The following is a 19,148-nucleotide window of genomic DNA, read 5'->3' on the forward strand; positions in this document are numbered from 1 at the left end:
GGCCACGCCATCGATCGGGCGACAAAGGTGCAGGTCACAGCCGCGAAAATAGAGATGACAGGCGAATCTTTTTCGGCCACAATGGAATTGGACGTCTTCCCAAGAGCGAGAACGTCGGCCTCGATATGTGTTCATTCTCACAGCAGATATCCGGGCGTATCAGGCTTGGCCGGGAATAGTTAGTCAGGCTAACGTGTTTTGAATAAAGCGTGTCTCGAACACAAAGAACGTGTCTCGAACAAAGGAGGCCGGCCAATGACGGAAACGCGGGAGGAGCGCCTCGCGCACCGGATCGCCGAGCTGTACAGGGAAGACGAGCAAGTTCGAAACGCCGCACCCATTCCGGAGATCGGCGCGGCGGTACGTGAACCCGGCCTCGGGCTTGCGCGCATTGTGACGACGGTGCTGCGAGGCTATGCCGACCGCCCGGCCGTCGGACAGCGCGCGACCGAACTCGTCACCGACGAATCCGGACGAAAAACCTTGCGGCTCTTGCCAAGATACGAAACAACCAGTTATGGCGAACTGCTGGAGCGGGTGACCGCGATCGCCGCCGCCTGGTATGGAAATACCGAAACTCCCTTGCGCAGCGGCGATTTCGTCGCAATTCTCGGCTTCACCAGCGGTGAATATCTCACCATCGATCTGGCCTGTATCCAGCTCGGCGCGGTCTCGGTGCCACTGCAGGCCAGCGCGTCGCCGACACAGCTGAACGCGATCCTGCGGGAAACCGAGCCCGCGATCTTCGCCACCGACGCCGGACATCTCGGCACCGCCGTCGACTGTGTCCTCGCCGGTGCGACGCCGCGCGAACTGATCGTCTTCGATTACCACCCCGACGACGACAACCACCGCGCCGCTTTGGCATCCGCGCGGGAACAACTGGCCGACCGCCCGGTGGTTATCGAAACGCTGACCGATGTGCTCGAGCGCGGTCGCACCCTGCCGCCCGCGCCCGTGCCCGCCGCCGACGACGACGCGCTGACTCAGCTCATCTATACCTCCGGCAGCACCGGAACACCGAAGGGCGCGATGTACACCCAGCGCCTGGTGAGCAATGTCTGGGTGAGTGCGCCCGAACTCGCGACGATCAATTTCAACTACATGCCGATGAGCCACATCGCCGGGCGCATCATGCTCTACGGTGTGCTCGCGCGGGGCGGCACCGCGTATTTCGCGGCGAAGAGCGATATGTCCACCCTGTTCGAGGACATCACGCTGGTGCGCCCGACCGAGCTGTTCTTCGTACCTCGGGTGTGCGACATGGTGTTCCAGCTCTACCAGAGTGAAGTGGAGCGCCGCAGCACGCCGGGCGCCGATCTCGCGGAAATCGAGCGCGAGGTCAAAAGCTATGTGCGGCAAGAGGTTCTGGGTGGGCGCTTCTTGTTCCTGGTGGTCGGGAGTGCCCCGCTGTCGCACGAGATGCACGAATTCATGGAATCGTTGCTCGGCATCGAACTGCACGACGGCTACGGCTCGACCGAGGCGGGCGCGAGCATTCTCATCGACAACATCATCCGCAGGCCGCCGGTGCTCGACTACAAACTCGTCGACGTACCCGAACTCGGCTACTTCGCCACCGACCAGCCGCACCCGCGCGGTGAACTGCTGCTGAAGTCGACGAATATGATTCCCGGCTACTACAAGCGGCCCGAGGTCACCGCGGAGATCTTCGACGCGGACGGGTTCTACAAGACCGGGGACATCGTCGCCGAAATCGAGCCGGACCACCTCGTTTACGTCGATCGCTGCAACAACGTACTCAAACTCTCGCAGGGTGAGTTCGTCGCGGTCGCGCACCTGGAGGCGGTGTACGCGACCAGCCCGCTGATCCGGCAGATCTTCGTCTACGGCAGCAGCGAACGCGCCTATCTGCTCGCCGTCATCGTGCCCACCGCCGAAGCGCTTGCCACCTACGGTGATTCGGTGAAGGGGGTGATCAGCGAATCGCTGCAGCAGCTCGCCAAAGACGCCGAACTACAGTCCTACGAGATCCCGCGCGACTTCCTGATCGAGACCGAACCGTTCACGATGGACAACGGTTTGCTGTCCGGAATCGGAAAGCTGTTGCGGCCCAAGGCGAAAGAGCGTTACGGCGAACGACTGGAACAGCTGTACGCGGCGCAGGCCGCGGAGCAGGCCGACGAACTGCTCGAATTGCGCCGTGGCGCGGGTGATCTGCCGGTGCTGCAGACCGTCGGCCGGGCGGCCAAGGCGCTGCTCGGCGTCGCGACGACGGATCTGTGGCCCGACGCGCACTTCACCGACCTCGGCGGCGATTCGCTCTCGGCGCTCTCGTTCTCCACGCTGCTGCAGGAGATCTTCGGCGTCGAGGTGCCGGTCGGCGTCATCGTCAGCCCCGCCAACAATCTGCGGCAGCTTGCGAATTACATCGAATCCGAACGAGATTCGGGCGCCAAACGGCCCACCGTCGGCGCGGTGCACGCGAGCTCCACCGAGATCCGCGCCGACGAGCTCACCCTCGACAAGTTCATCGATGCCCGAACCCTGGCCGCCGCCAAGGATATTCCGCATGTCACCGGCGCGCCGCGCACCGTGCTGTTGACCGGCGCCAACGGCTACCTCGGCCGGTTCCTGTGCCTGGAATGGCTGGAACGCCTGGCATCGGCCGGCGGACAACTGATCTGCGTGATCCGCGGCAGCGATGCCGCGGCGGCGCGCGAGCGGCTGGCCGCAGCCTTCGACAGCGGCGATCCGGAACTGGTCCGGCATTTCGAGGAGCTGGCCGCCGACCATCTCGAGGTGCTGCCCGGCGATATCGGTGAACCGGATCTCGGCCTGGACCAAGCCACCTGGCGGCGGCTCGCCGAAACCGTCGATCTGATCGTGCATCCCGCCGCGCTGGTCAACCATGTGCTGCCGTACAACCAGCTGTTCGGCCCCAACGTCGTCGGCACCGCCGAAATCATCCGGCTCGCGCTCACCGCCCGGCTCAAGCCGGTCACCTATCTGTCGACGGTGGGCGTGGCCGACCAGATCCCGATCGGAAGTTTCAGCGAGGACGGCGATATTCGCCGGATCAGCCCGGTGCGCGCGATCGGCGAGAGCTACGCCAACGGCTACGGCAACAGCAAATGGGCGGGCGAGGTGCTGCTGCGCGAGGCGCACGACCTGTGCGGGCTGCCGGTCGCGGTATTCCGTTCCGATATGATCCTGGCGCACAGCCGCTACGCCGGGCAGCTGAACCTGCCGGATATGTTCACCCGGCTGATACTCAGCCTGCTGGCCACCGGCATCGCGCCGTACTCGTTCTACCGCACCGATGCGGCGGGCCACCGTCAACGGGCCCACTACGACGGTCTCCCAGCGGATTTCACCGCCGCAGCGATCACCACGCTCGGGACGCAGGTGACGGCGGGCTTCCAGACCTTCGATGTGCTCAACCCGCACGAGGACGGCATCTCGCTCGACGAATTCGTCGACTGGTTGATCGCGGCGGGACATCCGATCCAGCGGCTCGACGACTATGCCGATTGGTTCGGGCGCTTCGAAACCGCGCTGCGCGGACTGCCGGAGCGGCAGCGTCAGCAATCGGTGCTGCCGCTGCTGCACGCCTACCGGCAGCCCGGGCCGGCGATCGACGGATCCGCGCTGCCCGCCAAACACTTCCAGGCGGCGGTGCAGGATGCGAAAATCGGTCCCGACCAGGACATTCCGCATCTGACGCCGGAGTTGATCGAGAAGTACGTCAGCGATCTGCGCCTGCATCGGCTGCTCTGAACCGGATGTGTGAGGCGCCGGGCGGCGAGAACGCCCGGCGCGCTTGCGCATTCACCGAGCCAACCTTCGCCGCCCGTGCCACACTGGCATCGAGCAGAGGGAGGTGGCCTGATGCCTCGCGCCGTGGCACCCGTCGTCCGCACCGATGGAACCGTGCAACCCGACAGCGGTGACTCCTACCAGGAACGCCTGGCCAAATACTTTCCGATCGAAACGAGCGGACCGTATCTGGCCGCCTCCGCCGCGGTCACCGGCATGACCGACGCGCACACCACCTCGCGAACCGTATGGCTGCTGGTGATTTTCGCGCTGTTCGGCATCGGAACCGTCCCGCTGCTGATGAAGCAGTATTCCGCCGCCCGCTACCGGAATCGCTGGCTGCCAATAGGTTTCGGTGTCGGCGCGTACGCCATCTGGGCGTACTCCCTCGGCAGCCTGCCACAGGAGCTCAACTTCTACAGCCCGATCGCCGCGGTCGTGCTGCCCATCCTCTACGGGTTCGGCGCAAATTTCAGCCCGTCCCAACCGGAATCGGCTCAGGCGCCCACCGCGGGCTGAGCGTTCGCGACGGCGGCGGCCAATTCGGCGACGCGGCGGGCGGCCGGGTTGTGCGCCATGGGTTTTCGAATGGCGATACCGATATGCCGGACCGGAGTGGGGTCGGTCAGCGCGACCGCGACCAGATCGGCGGGTAGCTCCGTGGCGGCGAGCCGGGGAAGTACCGTGATGCCGATTCCCGTCGCGACGAACGACAGCGCGGTCTGATAGTCGGGCGCCTGGACCTGGAATCGCGGGACGATACCCGCCCGCGCGCAGGCGTCCAAGGTGATCTGCCTGCACGTGCCGTCGCGGGGTTCGTTATCGATCCAGGCCCGGTCGGCCAGGGCGGCCAGCGGGATCGCGGTGTGTCGTGCTATCGGATCCTCGGCGCGGACCGCGACGACGTACGGATCGGCGGTGAGCCTGCGCACGAAGGCGGCCGACGGCGCGGCGGGTTCCTCGGTGTATATCTCGATGTCGTGGCGTCCCTCGCCGACCTCGATGGTCCGCAATTCCAGTCGTAGATCCGGGAATTCGACGCGCATCGCGTTGACGATGGGCGGCAGCCACAGCGCGCCGACCGAGGAGATGTAGCCGATGGACAGGCTGCCGATCCGGCCCGCGCGTAGATCGTCGACAACTCCGTCCAGGCGGGCGATTTCCTCGAACATCGGCTCGGACGCGGCGGCGAGGGCGCGGCCCGCGGCGGTGGGTTCGATACCCCGGCCGACCCGCTCGACCAGCTGCAATCCGGTCTCGCGCTGGAGCGCCGCCAGCTGCTGGCTCGCCGCCGACGGGGTGTAGCCGAGGGCGGCGGCGCTGGCCCGGATCGATCCGGTCGCGACGACCGTTCGCAGCAGGCGCAGCCGGGTGATGTCCAGCATCCGAAAATTGTACAGCTGAGCTTAATGGTTGTGCTCGATCGTTCGCTTGTCCTGTTCTTTTCCGGCGATCACGATGGTCAGCGTGATCAACGAATCCCGGACCGCGACAGCGGACCATGCGACGGCCACCGGTATCGACATCCCAGCCGCCGCGGCGGTTATCGTCGCGGTCGCGGTATGGGCCTCGGCGTTCGTCGCGATCCGCGACGCGGGAACGGCGCTGTCCGCGGCCCCGATGGCACTGCTTCGCCTCGCCGTGGCGGCGCTGGCGCTGACGGTCCTGGTCGGCCTCCGCGATCGCGGATTGCGCCGAGTACCGCGCGCCCGTGCGCCGTGGCTGTTGATCGCCGGGTACGCCGTGCTGTGGCTGGCCGGGTACACCGTCGCGCTGAACGCCGCCGAACGGCATGTCGACGCGGGCACCGCGGCGCTGCTCGTCAACCTCGCTCCGCTGTTGGTCGCCATCGGAGCCGCCTTCTTGTTGCGCGAAAAGCTATCGCGCGCACTGCTTTTCGGCGTGCTGGTGTCGCTGTCCGGCGTCACTGCCATCGCGCTCGGCACCGTCGGGCACCACGACGGCCTCGGTGTCGTCCTGTGTCTGCTCGCCGCCGTCCTGTACGCGGCCGGCGTGCTGATCCAGAAGGCCGCGCTGCGCCACGTCGACGCGCTCACCGCGATCTGGCTCGGCTGCCTCATCGCCACGCTCGTCCTGCTGCCGTGGACACCCCGGCTCGTCACCGAGCTGTCGACGGCTCCGGCACGCACCGTCGTCGATGGCGTCTACCTCGGATTGTTCCCTACCGCACTGGGATTCACCGCCTGGTCGTACGCGCTGCGTCGCACCGACGCCGGGCGCCTCACCACCGCCAGCTACGGTGTGCCCGCGGTATCGGTGCTGCTGTCCTGGTTGGTGCTCGGCGAGATCCCGACGCTGCTCGCACTCGCAGGCGGCGCGGTTTGCCTTGTCGGCGTTGCGATCTCGCGCCGCCGGAGCGCATGACCTCAGATCGGCAGCGGGAAAACGTCCCCGTCGCGGGCCACGCTCAGCCGCCCCGAATAGTTCCGGCCGATGCGGTCTGCCCAGCGCGGATCATCCGGCGGCGCACCGTAATAGTGGCTGAGCACCAGGTGTTTCGCGCCGACCGCGGCGGCGACCGCGCCGACGTCCTCGGCGCTGGTATGCGAGGCGCGGCTGTAGTCGTCCTCGTGTTCGAGAATCGCCTCGTGCACGAGAATGTCGGTGCCGGAAGCCAATTCGATCAGGTTGTCGGATTTCACGGTGTCGCCGGAGAAGGTCACCGAGCCACCGCCCGCCAGCTCGAACCGGAAGGCGAACGACGGATACACGTTGTGATGCGGCACCAGCGTCGCGGTGACGGTCACCGTCTCGTCGGCGTACACCGGAAACGGCGAAATCCGCGGCGCGGTATTGCCGAAATCCGAGCCCGGCGGGATCGCGATCTCGTTGGCCTGGATCAACTGCCGGATATCGCCCTGATGCAGCGAGCGGATGTGCACGTTCACCCCGTAGGCGTAGCCCGCGATGATGTGATCGGTGAGCGCGGCCAACCCGGGTTCGCCACCGAGATCGACATTGCCCACGCCGCCGACAATCGGTTCCGGGCCCGGCGCCAGACCGCCCGCCGAACCCGGCCCGTACACCCGCAACGGCCGGTCGGCCTTCCCATCCCACCAGTACCCGAGCAGGAAGCTCGGATAGTCGACGATGTGGTCGACGTGCAGATGTGTGACGAACATCGCCCGCAACCGATGGATATCCAGCCCCGCCTGCCGATACATCGGCACCGTCCCGCGTCCGCAATCGACCACGTACACCTGAGCATCGGCGCCGTCACCGATCTTCAGCGCCGTGCCGAATCCGGCCCGGTCGCCGACCGGCGGCCCCGCCGCGGTCCCCAGGGTGATCAGCGAATTGGCCGGAGCGGGACCGGATTTCGGCGAAGCGGCGGCCGATCCGGGCACTGCGGCGAGCCCGGCCGAACCGACCACCGCGGCAGCCGCACCCACCAGCGATCGACGCGTCAGGCGTACATGGTCTAGACACATGAGCCGTCAAGATAGCCGCCGGTCCGCGAGGCCGGAATAGAAACGGTCACCACGATTCTGGAGCACGCAGCGGTCCACTGAGCTCGAAGCGGCTCTGCCGAAGGCCGATTCCATCGGATAGAACTGGGCATATGTATGTCCCAGCGCAATTCACACCCGACGAACAGGCCGTACACGAACTGCTGAGCAGGCACGCAGCCGCCGATCTGATCACCGCGACGGCGGACGGACTCGTCGCGACCATGCTGCCGTTCGTCTACGACGCGGACGCCGGGACATTGCGTGGGCATCTCGCCCGCAACAACGACCAGTGGCGCCGACCGGCACTCGGCGAGGCGCTGGTGATCGTGCGCGGGCCCGACGCGTATATCTCCCCGTCCTGGTATCCGAGCAAGGCCGAACACGGGCGGGCCGTGCCGACCTGGAACTACGTCACCGCACACGTGTACGGACGCCTCACCGTGCACGACGATCCGGCTTGGCTGGAACGACACGTCCGCGACCTCAGCGACCGGCACGAGGCCGGACGCCCGAACGCGTGGTCCGTCGACGACGCGCCACCGAAGTTCATCACCGGTCTACTGCGCGCCATCGTCGGCATCGAGGTGGCGATCACGCGCGTCGAAGCCAAATACAAGCTCAGCCAGAACCGTCCGGCTGCCGATATCGACGGCGTGATCGCGGGTTTGACCGAGGACGGTCATGACATCGCCGCTGCCGCCGTGCGGCAGGCTCGCCCCGCCTGAGGCGGCCCGAAATTCACTTGACCCGATCGCGAGGATGGGTGGAGTGATCGAGCTGGCGTATACGGACTTCGGCGGCACGGGGCGGACCCTGCTGGCATTGCACGGAAGCTTCGGCAGGGGCGCGATTTTCGCGCGCCTCGCCGCCGACCTCGCCGGGTGCGCCCGAGTGATCGCGCCCGATCAGCGCGGTCACGGGTACAGCGACCGGGCCGAAACCTATACGGGTGCGGATTTCGTCGCCGACGCCGCCGCGCTGATTCGCCGACTCGAGCTCGAAGATGTTGTGGTTCTGGGTCATTCGCGCGGCGGGATCACCGCGTACCAATTGGCCGCCCGGCATCCGGAGCTGGTGTCGGCGCTGATCATCGAGGATGTCGGTCCGGTGATGCGGACGCCCGATATCGAGCGCCCGGTGCTCGACGTGCGCGGATGGCCCGCCACCGCGGATACGAAAGATGAACTGGCCGAGGCGATTCGGGCGCTCGGCGTACCGGATCCGGATTACTTCACGCACAGTGCGGTGCCGACCGCCGACGGCCGCTGGCGGCTGCTGTTCGACTGGGACGACATGATGGCCGTCCAGAACGGCGGGCTCGGCGACTGGTGGGCGGACTGGCTCGGCTCGAGCTGTCCCGCACTGGTTTTGCGCGGTCGGCACAGCACAATGCTGCCCGCATCGCTGGCCGCGGAGATGGTTGCCAGGCGCCCGGCCAGTCGCCTGGTGGAATTCGCCGAGGCCGGGCATTGGATCCACGACGACGAACCCGCCGAACTCGCCCGAACCGTCGCCGACTTCCTCACCGAACTCGAATCTTGATCGAAAGTTGTTGTGGCACAGTCATGATCTGGTGCGTGGCTTGGAGCGGCTCACCGCGACACCGGCCAGGCACAGGACGCCGCCGAGGATGGTCAGCGGGCCGGGCACCTCGCCGAGCGCGAGCCACGACATCAGCACGACGAGGGTCGGCACCACATAGGTGGTGACACCCATCCGGCCTGCCTCGGTGCGGGACAGCGCGTATGCCCACGCGGTGAATGCCAAAGCCGTTGGGAAAACGCCGATATAGATGACGCTCAGCGTGGCCGACAGCGGAGCGCTGATGAGTTCGGCGCCGAGCTGTCCGGCGAAGGGCAGACACGCGATCATCCCGACCACGCAGCCGAACGTCGTGACCTGAAGCGGCGACGCGTATTTCAACGCGGGCTTCTGCACGACCACCGAAATCGCCCATGCGGCGGCGGCGATCAGGCACAGCACGACGCCGAGCACCGCGGAACCACCACCGCCGGAACGGGATACGCCGACGACGATCGCTCCGCCGAAGGAGACCGCCATACCCGCGAACAGCCGCGGCGGAAAGCCTTCCGCCAGAAAGATTCCGCTCAACAGGGCGATGAGCACCGGGCCGATGTTGATCACCATCGCCGCGGTGCCCGCGTCCACCAGCTGCTCACCCCAGTTCAGCGCCACCATATAGAGGCCGAATGGTTCTTCGACCTGCCGTTTCGCGGGGCCCGCCCAGGGTAGTGCGCAGAGATAGCCGAGGAACAGGAGGAGTCATGCCCGAATCTCTCGATGGCGCACGCGTCGTGATCATCACCTCCAACGCCGGGGTGGAACACGACGAGCTGGTGGTACCCCGGGACCGGCTGCGCGAGCGCGGCGCCCGGGTGACCCATGCGGCGATGAAAGGCGAGACTGTACAGACCTATCGGCACGACCTCGAGCCCGACGAGCAGGTGCAACCCGATACCGCGCTCGACGCCGTCGATCCGTCCGAGATCGACGTGCTGGTGGTGCCGGGCGGCACGGTCAACGCCGACAAACTGCGGATGGACGACCGCGCCCGCAACCTGGTGCGACAACTGCGCACCGCGGGCAAACCGATCGCCGCGATCTGTCACGGCCCGTGGCTGCTGGTCGACGCCGGGGTGGTGCCGGGCAAGATGCTGACGTCCTATCCGTCGCTGCGCACCGACATCACCAATGCGGGCGGCACCTGGGTGGACGAATCGGTGGTGCGCTCCGATCACAACGGCTGGACGCTGATCACCTCCCGCAAACCGGACGACCTGCCCGATTTCGTCAACACCATCGCCGCGCAGTTGACGGGCTGACCGGGTCTCGGGTTGATCCCACCAAACCGGACGCCGTCCGCGGTCCAGTAGACTGCACCCGCAGAAAGCAGGTCGCTGGAAGTCGCCCGGGGGGCACGACTGATTATGAGAGGCGCGTGAATGTCTCGCCGCTACCCATCCACTGCCGCAACGGGATTCGTCCTGTTCGTGGCACTGGTGCTCGCCGCGTGCTCGAGTTCGCCGGATCATTCGGCGAACAGCCCGGCACCGCCCCCGGCCAAGATCACGATCGATCCGGGCAGCGGCTCCGACGTCGACCCGTTGACGCCGATCAAGGTCAGCGCGAGTGAAGGCATCCTGACGAACGTCAGCATGACGAACGAGGACGGCAAACCCGTCGACGGCATCTTCACCCCCGACAAGACGGCCTGGAAACCCACCGGCCCGCTCGGTTACGGACACACCTACACGGTCAACGCCGAGGGTGTCACGCTCACCGGCAAGCTCGGCCCGATGACGGCGAGCTTCGGCACCCTCAAGCCGAGCAACCAGACCAAGGCGTATCTGACGCTCACCAGCACCGCGCTCATCTCCGACGGCGGCACCTATGGCGTCGGCACCGTGGTCGTCGCCCAGTTCGACGAGGACATCCCGGACCGCGCGGCCGCGGAGAAGCGGCTCCAGGTCACCACCGTTCCGCAGGTACAGGGCTCCTGGTACTGGGTGGACAACCGGCACGTGCACTGGCGGCCGAAGGATTATTACGCCCCCGGCACCAAGGTGACCGTCGACGCCAACATCTACGGCGCGCAGCTCGGCCCCGGCCTCTACGGCCAGGAGGACAGTCACGTCTCGTTCACCATCGGCGCATCGCATGTCTCGATCGCCGACGACAACACCCACCAGGTGGAGGTATACGAGAACGGCAAGCTGATCCGTACCATGCCGACATCGATGGGCCGCGGCGGCACCGAGACCATCGCGGGCAAGACCATCAGCTTCTGGACCATGCCCGGCACCTACACGGTGATGGACAAGGCGAATCCGGTGATCATGGATTCCTCCACCTACGGCCTGCCGATCAATTCGCGCCTCGGCTACAAGGAGGCCATCGGCTGGGCGACCCGCATCAGCACCGACGGCATCTACCTGCACGCGCTGGACTCGACCATCTGGGCGCAGGGCAGCAGCGACCAGTCACACGGCTGCCTCAACCTGAGCACCACGAACGCGCAATGGTTCTTCGACTTCTCCAATCCCGGCGATGTCGTCGAGGTGCGCAATACCGGCGGTGCGCCGCTGGCCATCTGGCAGAACGGCGACTGGACCCTCTCATGGGACCAGTGGCTGCAGGGCAGCGCGCTGCACTAAACGCCAACTGTCCATCCCCACACGACATTCCGGGCTGATCTTCCGGCTCGGCTCGGCTATGTTGTGCGCATGCGGACCATGACACGGTTGGGCCGGGGCGTCTGTCTCTTGGCCGCGGTGCTGCTCGGGGTGACGGCCGGTGGCCAACTGGCCGTTGCGGATTCGGATCTGCCGCCCGGCGGGCTACCCGGGATCCCGGTGCCGGAGCTGGCCTGGCAGGCCTGCGGGGATGCCGGGTACCAGTGCGCGAGCGCGGAAGTGCCGCTGGATTACCGCAATCCGGGCGCCGGGAACCTTACGCTGGCGCTAAGGCGGCATACCGCAACGGATTCCGGGCGGCGGATCGGCTCGCTGTTCGTGAATCCCGGCGGGCCGGGCGGTTCCGGGACCAACTTCGTCACCTCCGTGGTGAAACGGATGCCGGATCTGGCCGCGCGCTTCGATATCGTCGGCTTCGATCCGCGCGGCGTCGAACAGAGCCGCGCGGTGCACTGCTTCGACGCGGCGCAGATGCGGCAGGAATGGGCGATGGTGCCCGCGCAATGGCGGCCGGGCGCCTTCGAGCGCGGACAGGATTCGGCGGCCCGCTTCGAGGCGGCCTGCGCGGCGAACAGCGGCGACATCCTGCCCTACATCGGAACGGAATACGTCGCCCGCGATATGGATCTGCTCAGGGCAGCCGTCGGCGATCCCCAAATCAATTATCTCGGAGTGTCTTTCGGGACCATGATCGGCTCGGTCTACGCGAACCTGTTCCCGCAACGGATCCGGTCGTTCGTGCTGGACGGCGCGTACAACCCGGAGACATACGCGAACGATCCGTACGCCTACGACTACGGCCAGTACGTCGCGGTGGAGGGCGCGCTCAACAGATTCCTCGACTGGTGTGCCGCGGATCGCGCGGACTGCCAGTTCGGCGATCCGGCGCAGGGCGGGCCTGCCACGGCCTTCGACGCCCTCGTCGGGGATCTCAGCGACAATCCGGTGCGCGACGAATCCGGTGCGGTCACCCTCAACGGTTCATCGCTGGTGTACGAAATTCTCTTGCGGCTCAACGGCGCTCGCGCGGCCTGGCCGGCCATCGGCCGGATGCTGCAGCAGGCGGCGGCGCACGACACCAAGGCAGCGGGGCTCGACTCGTTCAGCCAGATGGCCGACTTCTTCGCCGCCAATGTCGCGGTCGAATGCGCCGATCGCGTCTACCCGCCCTCGACGCTGGAACTGCAGGCCCGCCTCGCTTTCGAGGTCGCGTCGGCGCCGCGCACGGGCCCGGTCATGGCCTGGGGTCCGCCCGGATACGACCATTCACACGGCAATATCTGCCAGCGCTGGTCGCAGCCGCGGCTGAGCCGCTACGCCGGGCCGTGGTCGGCGGCGGGTTCCGCGCCGATCATGGTGGTCGGCACCACCGGCGACCCCGACACACCGTATCCGGACGCGGTCGCGCTGGCCGGAATGCTGGCGAACGGACGGCTGCTCACCGTGACGGGTGAGGGCCACTCCGGATTCGGCCACAGCGTCTGCGCGCGCGAGGCGGAGACGGCGTACTTCACCGAGCTGACCATGCCCGGCGCGCAATGCCCAGGCGACTCCTAGGTTCTCAGCCGTAGGTCTGGCTCGGCGCGGGGACGGAGTGGAATTCCTTGATCGTCACCGTCGGGGTCATATAGTTCTCCGACCGGGCCGAATCGGGAACCACCTTGCCCCGCACCGAGATCCAGCCGCCGTCGGAAACCGGCCCGAGGTCGCCGTCGAGGTGCACGCGCAGGGTCTGCGCGTCGGCGACGCAGCAGGTGATCACCACACGAGCCAGATCCCAGCCGGAATGCGAACCGTCCAAACGGATTTCGCCATCCTCCTCGGTGCGCACCAGAAAGCCGACCACGGTGATCTCGCGGCGGTCCAGCTCGCCGGAATTGTCGTAGGAGGCCCGGTCGATCAGGTCGTACATGCGCATGGTCGGCGCGTCGCCGGGCGGCATCGGGCCCATGTTTATCTTGCGGACGGTCTTCGCCGCCGGGTTCGCACCGATCGAATTCGCCGGTGCGGTACCGGATTTCACCGATGCGGCGCCGAGTGCGGGCGGCACGATGAGCAGCAGCCCGGCGACCGGAGCCACCAGCAGCCACCGCGAACGGCCACTGCCGTGCTCGTGCTCCTGGCTCGCGCGGCCCCGGCGGATGTCGCGCACTATCGCCGCGACGGCCAGTGCGATCACCGCGATCCCGCTGGCCAGCAGGAACGGATACAGACCCGGTTTGACATAGCGCAGATAGGTGCCGTCGAGGGTGATCTTCACCATCGCCCCGCCGATGAGCAGCAGGATCACATTCTGTGTTTCGCGATTCATCGCATACCGCCCAGGAAGATATATCCGGCGAGCGCACCGCAGCAGGTGGCGACCACCAGCGTCAGCGGCGCGAACCGGAGGGCGAAGCGCCGCCCGAAGGTCCCCGCCTGCATGGCGAACAGCTTCACGTCGACGGCGGGACCGACGACGAGGAAAACCAGCCGCGGCAGCAGCGGCAGCGCGGACATGCTGGACGCGACGAACGCGTCGGCCTCCGAACACAGTGCGAGCACCACGGCGAGCAGGGCCAGCACCACGATCGAGAGCAGCGGTGCACCGGCGAGGTGGCGGAACCATCCGGCGGGAACGAGCACATGCAGTGCCGCCGCGGCGGCCGCGCCGAGCACGAGGAACGCGGCCGCCTGGAGCAGGTCGTGTCGCGCGGCCTCGGTGAACACCTCCCAGCGGGATCGGCCGGTGACGCAGTGCTCATCCACTCGATTACCTTGTGGCCGTAGCCAGTCCGGCCGCCCGAAGCGCGACCACAGCCAGCCCATCGCCAGCGCGGTCGCCAGCGATCCGGCGAATCTGGCGCCGACCATGCCCGGCTGGCCCGGAAACGCGACCGCGGTGGCCACCAGGACAACGGGATTCACCGCGGGCGCGGACAGCAGGAAGGCGAAGGCCGCGCCGCTCGGCGCGCCCTGATCGATCAACCGCTTCGACACCGGGACCACACCGCATTCGCAACCGGGCAGCGCCATCCCGGCCAACCCGGCCACGCCGACCGCCGCGGTTTCATTGTTCGGCAGGACACGGCGCAGCAGCGCGGGCGAGACGAAGGCGGCGATCGCGCCGCTCATCGCGACACCGAGCACCAGAAACGGCAGCGCCTGAACGAACACCCCAACGAATATCGTTGTGGCGGTTTGTAATTGCGGAACAGCGCCGATCCAGTCGACCAGCGGCCCACGGAAGAGGATGCCGAGCACCGCCAGGAGTACGAACAGGTGTGTCGAGGTCGGGGTGAACCGGCGTTGCCGCGGCACCACCGCACCGGCAGGTCCCGACATATCCGCCCCTCCCGCCTGACGGTAATGACAACGGTTACAAGTTAACCGATCGGCAGGGCGCTGTCGCCTGGAACCGCCGTCAGGGTGATGTTTCGCATCGCGCGGGCGACGTATTCCTCCTTCTCCCCCACCGGAGCGACATAGTGCACAGCGCTTTCGGCCGCTTCGACACCCGCCAGGCGGGCGATGATCCACGCCGCGAGGTAGTGCGATGCGAGGCAGCCGCCCGCCGTCGCCACATTTCCCTTGGCGAAGATCGGTTGGTTCAGCACCTCGACACCGGCGGCCCGCACCCACGGTTTGGTGGTCAGATCGGTACATGCGGGCACACCGTCGAGCAGTCCCAGCTTGGCCAAAACCAGTGTGCCCGAACATTGTCCGGCCAAGAGCTGCCGGGCCGGGTCGAGCCGCAACCGCGCCATGAGCTCCCGGTCGTCGACGACTTCGCGGGTCCGCGCGCCGCTGCCGACGATGACCGCGTCCGCGGCGCAGGCCTCCTCGATGGTGGCCATCGACTCGATCACCACACCGTTCATCGACCGCACGCGCGGCGACGGGCAGGCGATCGACACCCGCCAGTCCGGCCGCCCGACCCGGTTCAGCATGCCGAGCGCGATGAGCGAGTCCAGTTCGTTGTAGCCCTCGAAGGTGAGGATGGCGATATGCACGGCAACTCCTTTCGCTGCTCAGGCACTGTATGGCGGCCCATCCAATACATTCAAGAAATTGTCATGCATACAATCGGGTGTGGCATCCTCCCGATACAAGCGCGTGGTAGACGCGCTGGCCGCCGATATCCGCGCGGGACGATTGCCGTCGGGCACGCGCCTGCCCACCCATCGCCAGCTCGCGGCGCGGGAGGGAATGGCGCTGGTGACGGCGACGCGGGTATATGCCGAGCTGGAGGCCATGGGCCTGGTGAGCGGGGAACGCGGCCGGGGCACCTTCGTCAGGGAGCTCGCGCTGCCGCCGGGCCACGGCATCGACCAGCAGGTCGCGGCGGCGGATATGGTCGACCTGAGCTTCAACTATCCCGCGCTCCCCGGCCAGGCCGACCTGCTGCGGAATTCGCTGCGTGAGCTCGCCGCCTCCGGTGACGTGGAGGCCCTGCTGCGCTATCAGCCGCACGGTGGGCGACCACACGAAAGGGACGCCGTCGCAAGGCATTTGCGGCAACGCGGCCTGGCGGTGGACGCGGATCGGGTACTCGTCGTCGGCGGCGCCCAGCACGGTTTGGCCGTCACGGCCATGGCCGTGCTCCAACCCGGCGATGTCGTCGCGGTCGATGCGCTGACCTATCCGGGCTTCAAGATCCTCGCCCACGCCCTGCACCTGGAGCTCGCGCCGATTCCGGTGGCGGGCAACGCATCCGACCTCGATGAGCTCGAACGGCTCTGTGCGACAAGGCGGGTGCGCGCGGTGTACACCATGCCGACGCTGCACAACCCATTGGGATGGGTCACCTCGGCGGCGCACCGTGCGCGTTTGATCGAGATCGCGCGCCGATACGGGCTGCTCGTCATCGAGGACGCGGCCTACGCCTTCCTGGCCGAGCGGCCGCCGCGCCCGCTCGCGGCGATCGCACCGGAGACGACCGTGTACGTCTCCGGTCTGTCCAAGAACGTCGCGACCGGACTGCGCTTCGGATTCGTCGCGGCCCCAACGGCTTTGGTGCCCGCGCTGGAGCGGGCGATACGCGCGACGGTGTGGAATGTCCCCGCGGTGCTGACGGCGATCGCCTGCCGATGGCTCGACGACGGCACCGTCACTCGGCTGGAGACACAGAAGCGCGCGGACGCGAATATCAGGCAGTCGATCGCCCGTGAGGTGCTCGCCGGGCTACCGCTCGTGGGCCATCCGTCCTCGTATTTCCTCTGGCTGCCATTGGCCGAGGAGGTGCGGGCCGATCAGGTGGCGGCGGCGCTGCTGCACGAACGCGTCGCGGTGTCGACCGCGGCGCCGTTCGCCACCTCCGCCCATGTGCCGCACGCGATCCGGCTCGCGCTCGGCTCGACGAACCCGCGGACATTGTCCGACGCGCTCGGCAAGGTCAAGCGAGTTATCGATGATCACACCTACGCCTGACGCGGCGAGGTCGTCCGGCAGGATGGTCGGTATGGAAGATCCGGAACAGTTGCTGAAGCGCATTCTCGAATTCGCCGCGGACGACCCCGGAATCCGCGCCGTGATCCAGACGGGATCGCGGGCGCGGGGCACCAGGATCGACGAATTCTCCGACCTGGACCTCGAATTCATCGGTCCCGGCGCCAAGGCGCTGGCCGGTGACGACGCATGGGCCGAGCGGATCGCACCGGTGCTGGTCGGCATCCACCTCGCCAACGACGAGGAGGACGAACCGGACTGGCCCACCTACCTCGTCGTCTTCGCGGAGGGCAGGAAGGTGGATTTCACGCTCGCCGATACCGCCCGGCTCACCGAACTGCGCGACGAACTCGACGAGCTCTACGAACGCGGCTACCGGGTGCTGCTGGACAAGGACGGGCTGGCCGCCGGGCTGCCCGCCGCGAGCGGTAGGCCGCGGGCCGAACCGCCGACCGCCGCCGAATTCGAGACCAACCAGCGCGAATTCTGGTTCGAGGCAACGCAGGTGCCGATCTATGCGGCGCGCGGCGACCTGTGGCATGCCCAGCTGCGCGTCGCCGAACTGCGCGAACTGCTGCTGACCATGCTCGAATGGCAGACCGCCGCAACGTCTTCCGGACAGATCGACACCTGGCACGCCGGACATCACGTCGACGAATGGGTCGCCGCGCCGTTGCGCGACCGCACGCCCGCGTATTTCCCCGCCTATCAGGCGGATTCGATCGTCGACGCCGTCCGCGCCATGGCGACGACCTACGCCGCGGCCACCGCGGAGGCCGCGGAAGTCCTGGGCCACACCGATCTTCGGCTGCGCGACCGGGTGCTCGCACATATCGACCGGATCGGGTCCGACTGAAAACGGACCGCAGATCGGGTTTTGCCAGCAGGATGGCGGCATGGCATCGACCGACCCGACTTCCCCGTCCGCCGCCCGCTTCGCCAGGATCGTCGCCGCGAGCGTGGCCGGGACCACCATCGAGTTCTACGATTTCTTTCTCTACGGGCTGGCCGCCGCGCTCGTTTTCAACAAGGTCTTCTTCCCCACCGACGATCCGCTCACCGGCGTGCTGCTCGCCCTGATCACCTACGGCGTCGGCTTTCTCGCGCGCCCGCTGGGCGGTGTGCTGTTCGGCCACCTCGGCGACCGGTACGGCAGGCGCCGCACGCTGTCGTTCACGCTCATGCTGATGGGCGCCGCGACCGTGGCCATCGGCCTCATCCCGTCCTATTCGAGCATCGGTGTCGCCGCGCCGATCCTGCTGCTCGGTCTGCGATTGGTGCAGGGGCTCGCGCTCGGCGGTGAATGGGGCGGCGCGATCCTGCTCGTCGCCGAGCACGGTTCGCCGAAACACCGTGGCTTCTGGACGAGTTGGCCGCAGACCGGCGGCCCGATCGGCAATCTGCTCGCCACCGGCATACTTGCGCTGCTGGGGCTGTGGGTCACCAATTCCCAATTCCAGCAATGGGGTTGGCGCATTCCGTTCCTGCTGTCCATCGTCCTCGTCGTCGTCGGACTCTGGCTGCGGCATGCGGTCGAGGAATCGCCGATCTTCCGCGAACTGCAACAGCGCGCGCCCGCCGCGAGCCACGCGCCGGTGTGGACCGTGCTCACCCGCTATCCGAAACAGGTGATCATCGCGGCGCTCGCGGATGTCGGCGAGAAGGCGACCTACTACACGTTCAGCATTTTCCTGCTCGCGTATCTCACCCAGATCGTGCACGTGGCCAAACCCGCTGCGCTGACCGCGATTACCATCGCCTCGTTCTTCCAGGCGGCCGCGATCCTGCTCGGCGGCGCGCTGGGCGACCAATACGGGCGACGGCCGACGAGTGTGCTGCTGGCCGTGCTGATCGGGATCTGGGCGCTCACCGGCCTTCCGCTGGTCGACGGCGGCAGCACCGCGCGGATCACCGTGGTGATCGCCGTCGGGCTCACCCTGCACGGGCTGCTCACCGGTGCGCAGGCGCCGTTCTTCGCGGAGCTGTTCCCGAGCGAAGTGCGTTATACCGGAGCATCTTTGGGATATCAGCTGGCCACCGTAGTCGGCGGTGCGCTGACCCCGATCCTCGGTACCGCACTGCTGCACCGCTACCCGTCGACGGTCCCGATCGCGCTACTGCTGTGCGCGACCCTGGTGTGCACCGCGGGCGCATTCCTCTGGGCCGGTGAGACCCGACGACGCGACCTGCGGAACATCGCGGCGCGGGAACCGGTCGAATCGGAGATCCGGTAGGCGCTTGTCCCTGAGTGCTC

General features: G+C 67.2%; 17 protein-coding genes. 11 read left to right on the plus strand and 6 right to left on the minus strand.

Annotated features, from left to right (window positions below; all coding sequences use genetic code 11):
- Window positions 1-255: 255 nt before the first annotated feature.
- Both car and F5544_RS35490 read left to right on the plus strand, forming a co-directional pair.
- Complete coding sequence (car, locus tag F5544_RS35485; protein ID WP_167477207.1) at window positions 256-3,741, plus strand: carboxylic acid reductase; 3,486 nt, start codon at window positions 256-258, stop codon at window positions 3,739-3,741.
- A 111-nt stretch (window positions 3,742-3,852) separates the two neighbouring features.
- Complete coding sequence (locus tag F5544_RS35490; RefSeq protein ID WP_167477208.1) at window positions 3,853-4,299, plus strand: hypothetical protein; 447 nt, start codon at window positions 3,853-3,855, stop codon at window positions 4,297-4,299.
- Here F5544_RS35490 and F5544_RS35495 read toward each other — a convergent pair.
- Complete coding sequence (locus tag F5544_RS35495; RefSeq protein WP_167477209.1) at window positions 4,278-5,165, minus strand: LysR family transcriptional regulator; 888 nt, start codon at window positions 5,163-5,165, stop codon at window positions 4,278-4,280. The genes F5544_RS35490 and F5544_RS35495 overlap by 22 nt on opposite strands.
- A gap of 82 nt (window positions 5,166-5,247) precedes the next feature.
- Between F5544_RS35495 and F5544_RS35500 the strand changes: the two genes are divergently transcribed.
- Window positions 5,248-6,165, plus strand: a complete 918-nt coding sequence (locus F5544_RS35500; RefSeq protein ID WP_238846822.1) for a DMT family transporter — start codon at window positions 5,248-5,250, stop codon at window positions 6,163-6,165.
- Between the two features lie 2 nt (window positions 6,166-6,167).
- Here the strand turns inward: F5544_RS35500 and F5544_RS35505 are convergent, their stop codons facing one another.
- On the minus strand, window positions 6,168-7,232 hold the full coding sequence (locus F5544_RS35505) for an MBL fold metallo-hydrolase (protein WP_167477211.1): 1,065 nt from the start codon (window positions 7,230-7,232) through the stop codon (window positions 6,168-6,170).
- A gap of 131 nt (window positions 7,233-7,363) precedes the next feature.
- On the opposite strand from F5544_RS35505, the gene F5544_RS35510 reads away from it, so the two are divergent.
- Both F5544_RS35510 and F5544_RS35515 read left to right on the plus strand, forming a co-directional pair.
- Window positions 7,364-7,978, plus strand: a complete 615-nt coding sequence (locus F5544_RS35510; RefSeq protein ID WP_167477212.1) for an FMN-binding negative transcriptional regulator — start codon at window positions 7,364-7,366, stop codon at window positions 7,976-7,978.
- A 43-nt stretch (window positions 7,979-8,021) separates the two neighbouring features.
- Window positions 8,022-8,795, plus strand: a complete 774-nt coding sequence (locus F5544_RS35515) for an alpha/beta fold hydrolase (protein ID WP_203217422.1) — start codon at window positions 8,022-8,024, stop codon at window positions 8,793-8,795.
- A gap of 21 nt (window positions 8,796-8,816) precedes the next feature.
- On the opposite strand, the gene F5544_RS35520 is transcribed toward F5544_RS35515, so the two are convergent.
- Window positions 8,817-9,452 (minus strand): DMT family transporter, encoded by a 636-nt coding sequence (locus tag F5544_RS35520; protein WP_167477214.1) that lies wholly within the window; start codon window positions 9,450-9,452, stop codon window positions 8,817-8,819.
- An 86-nt stretch (window positions 9,453-9,538) separates the two neighbouring features.
- Here F5544_RS35520 and F5544_RS35525 point away from each other — a divergent pair, with 86 nt between their 5' ends.
- The 3 genes from F5544_RS35525 to F5544_RS35535 all read left to right on the plus strand — a co-directional run bounded on the left by F5544_RS35525 (window position 9,539) and on the right by F5544_RS35535 (window position 13,024).
- A complete protein-coding gene (locus tag F5544_RS35525; protein WP_167477215.1) occupies window positions 9,539-10,096 on the plus strand; it encodes a type 1 glutamine amidotransferase domain-containing protein in 558 nt (185 codons plus the stop codon).
- Window positions 10,097-10,216: 120 nt separating this feature from the next.
- Window positions 10,217-11,428: a L,D-transpeptidase gene (locus tag F5544_RS35530; RefSeq protein WP_167477216.1), complete on the plus strand. Its 1,212-nt coding sequence runs from the start codon at window positions 10,217-10,219 to the stop codon at window positions 11,426-11,428.
- 69 nt (window positions 11,429-11,497) lie between these two features.
- Entirely contained in the window at window positions 11,498-13,024 is a 1,527-nt protein-coding gene (locus F5544_RS35535) for an alpha/beta fold hydrolase (RefSeq protein ID WP_167477217.1), read from the plus strand.
- 4 nt (window positions 13,025-13,028) lie between these two features.
- Here the strand turns inward: F5544_RS35535 and F5544_RS35540 are convergent, their stop codons facing one another.
- The 3 genes from F5544_RS35540 to F5544_RS35550 are packed head-to-tail and all read right to left on the minus strand — an operon-like array spanning window position 13,029 to window position 15,459.
- The gene (locus F5544_RS35540; protein WP_167477218.1) at window positions 13,029-13,778 is read right to left on the minus strand and encodes a TIGR03943 family putative permease subunit; all 750 of its coding nucleotides are present in this window, start codon (window positions 13,776-13,778) and stop codon (window positions 13,029-13,031) included.
- Complete coding sequence (locus F5544_RS35545) at window positions 13,775-14,791, minus strand: permease (RefSeq protein ID WP_167477219.1); 1,017 nt, start codon at window positions 14,789-14,791, stop codon at window positions 13,775-13,777. The genes F5544_RS35540 and F5544_RS35545 overlap by 4 nt, the downstream gene beginning before the upstream one ends.
- Window positions 14,792-14,832: 41 nt before the next feature.
- The gene (locus F5544_RS35550) at window positions 14,833-15,459 is read right to left on the minus strand and encodes a DJ-1/PfpI family protein (RefSeq protein ID WP_167477220.1); all 627 of its coding nucleotides are present in this window, start codon (window positions 15,457-15,459) and stop codon (window positions 14,833-14,835) included.
- A 79-nt stretch (window positions 15,460-15,538) separates the two neighbouring features.
- On the opposite strand from F5544_RS35550, the gene F5544_RS35555 reads away from it, so the two are divergent.
- From F5544_RS35555 to F5544_RS35565, 3 genes are read left to right on the plus strand one after another with little or no spacing between them, the layout of a single operon-like run.
- Window positions 15,539-16,876, plus strand: coding sequence for a PLP-dependent aminotransferase family protein (locus F5544_RS35555; protein WP_167477221.1), 1,338 nt, complete (start codon window positions 15,539-15,541; stop codon window positions 16,874-16,876).
- Between the two features lie 31 nt (window positions 16,877-16,907).
- The gene (locus F5544_RS35560; protein WP_167477222.1) at window positions 16,908-17,750 is read left to right on the plus strand and encodes an aminoglycoside 6-adenylyltransferase; all 843 of its coding nucleotides are present in this window, start codon (window positions 16,908-16,910) and stop codon (window positions 17,748-17,750) included.
- A gap of 40 nt (window positions 17,751-17,790) precedes the next feature.
- The gene (locus F5544_RS35565; protein ID WP_167477223.1) at window positions 17,791-19,128 is read left to right on the plus strand and encodes an MFS transporter; all 1,338 of its coding nucleotides are present in this window, start codon (window positions 17,791-17,793) and stop codon (window positions 19,126-19,128) included.
- Window positions 19,129-19,148 lie beyond the last annotated feature (20 nt).

Origin of the sequence: Nocardia arthritidis (assembly GCF_011801145.1) — a bacterium.
Lineage (GTDB): Bacteria > Actinomycetota > Actinomycetes > Mycobacteriales > Mycobacteriaceae > Nocardia > Nocardia arthritidis_A.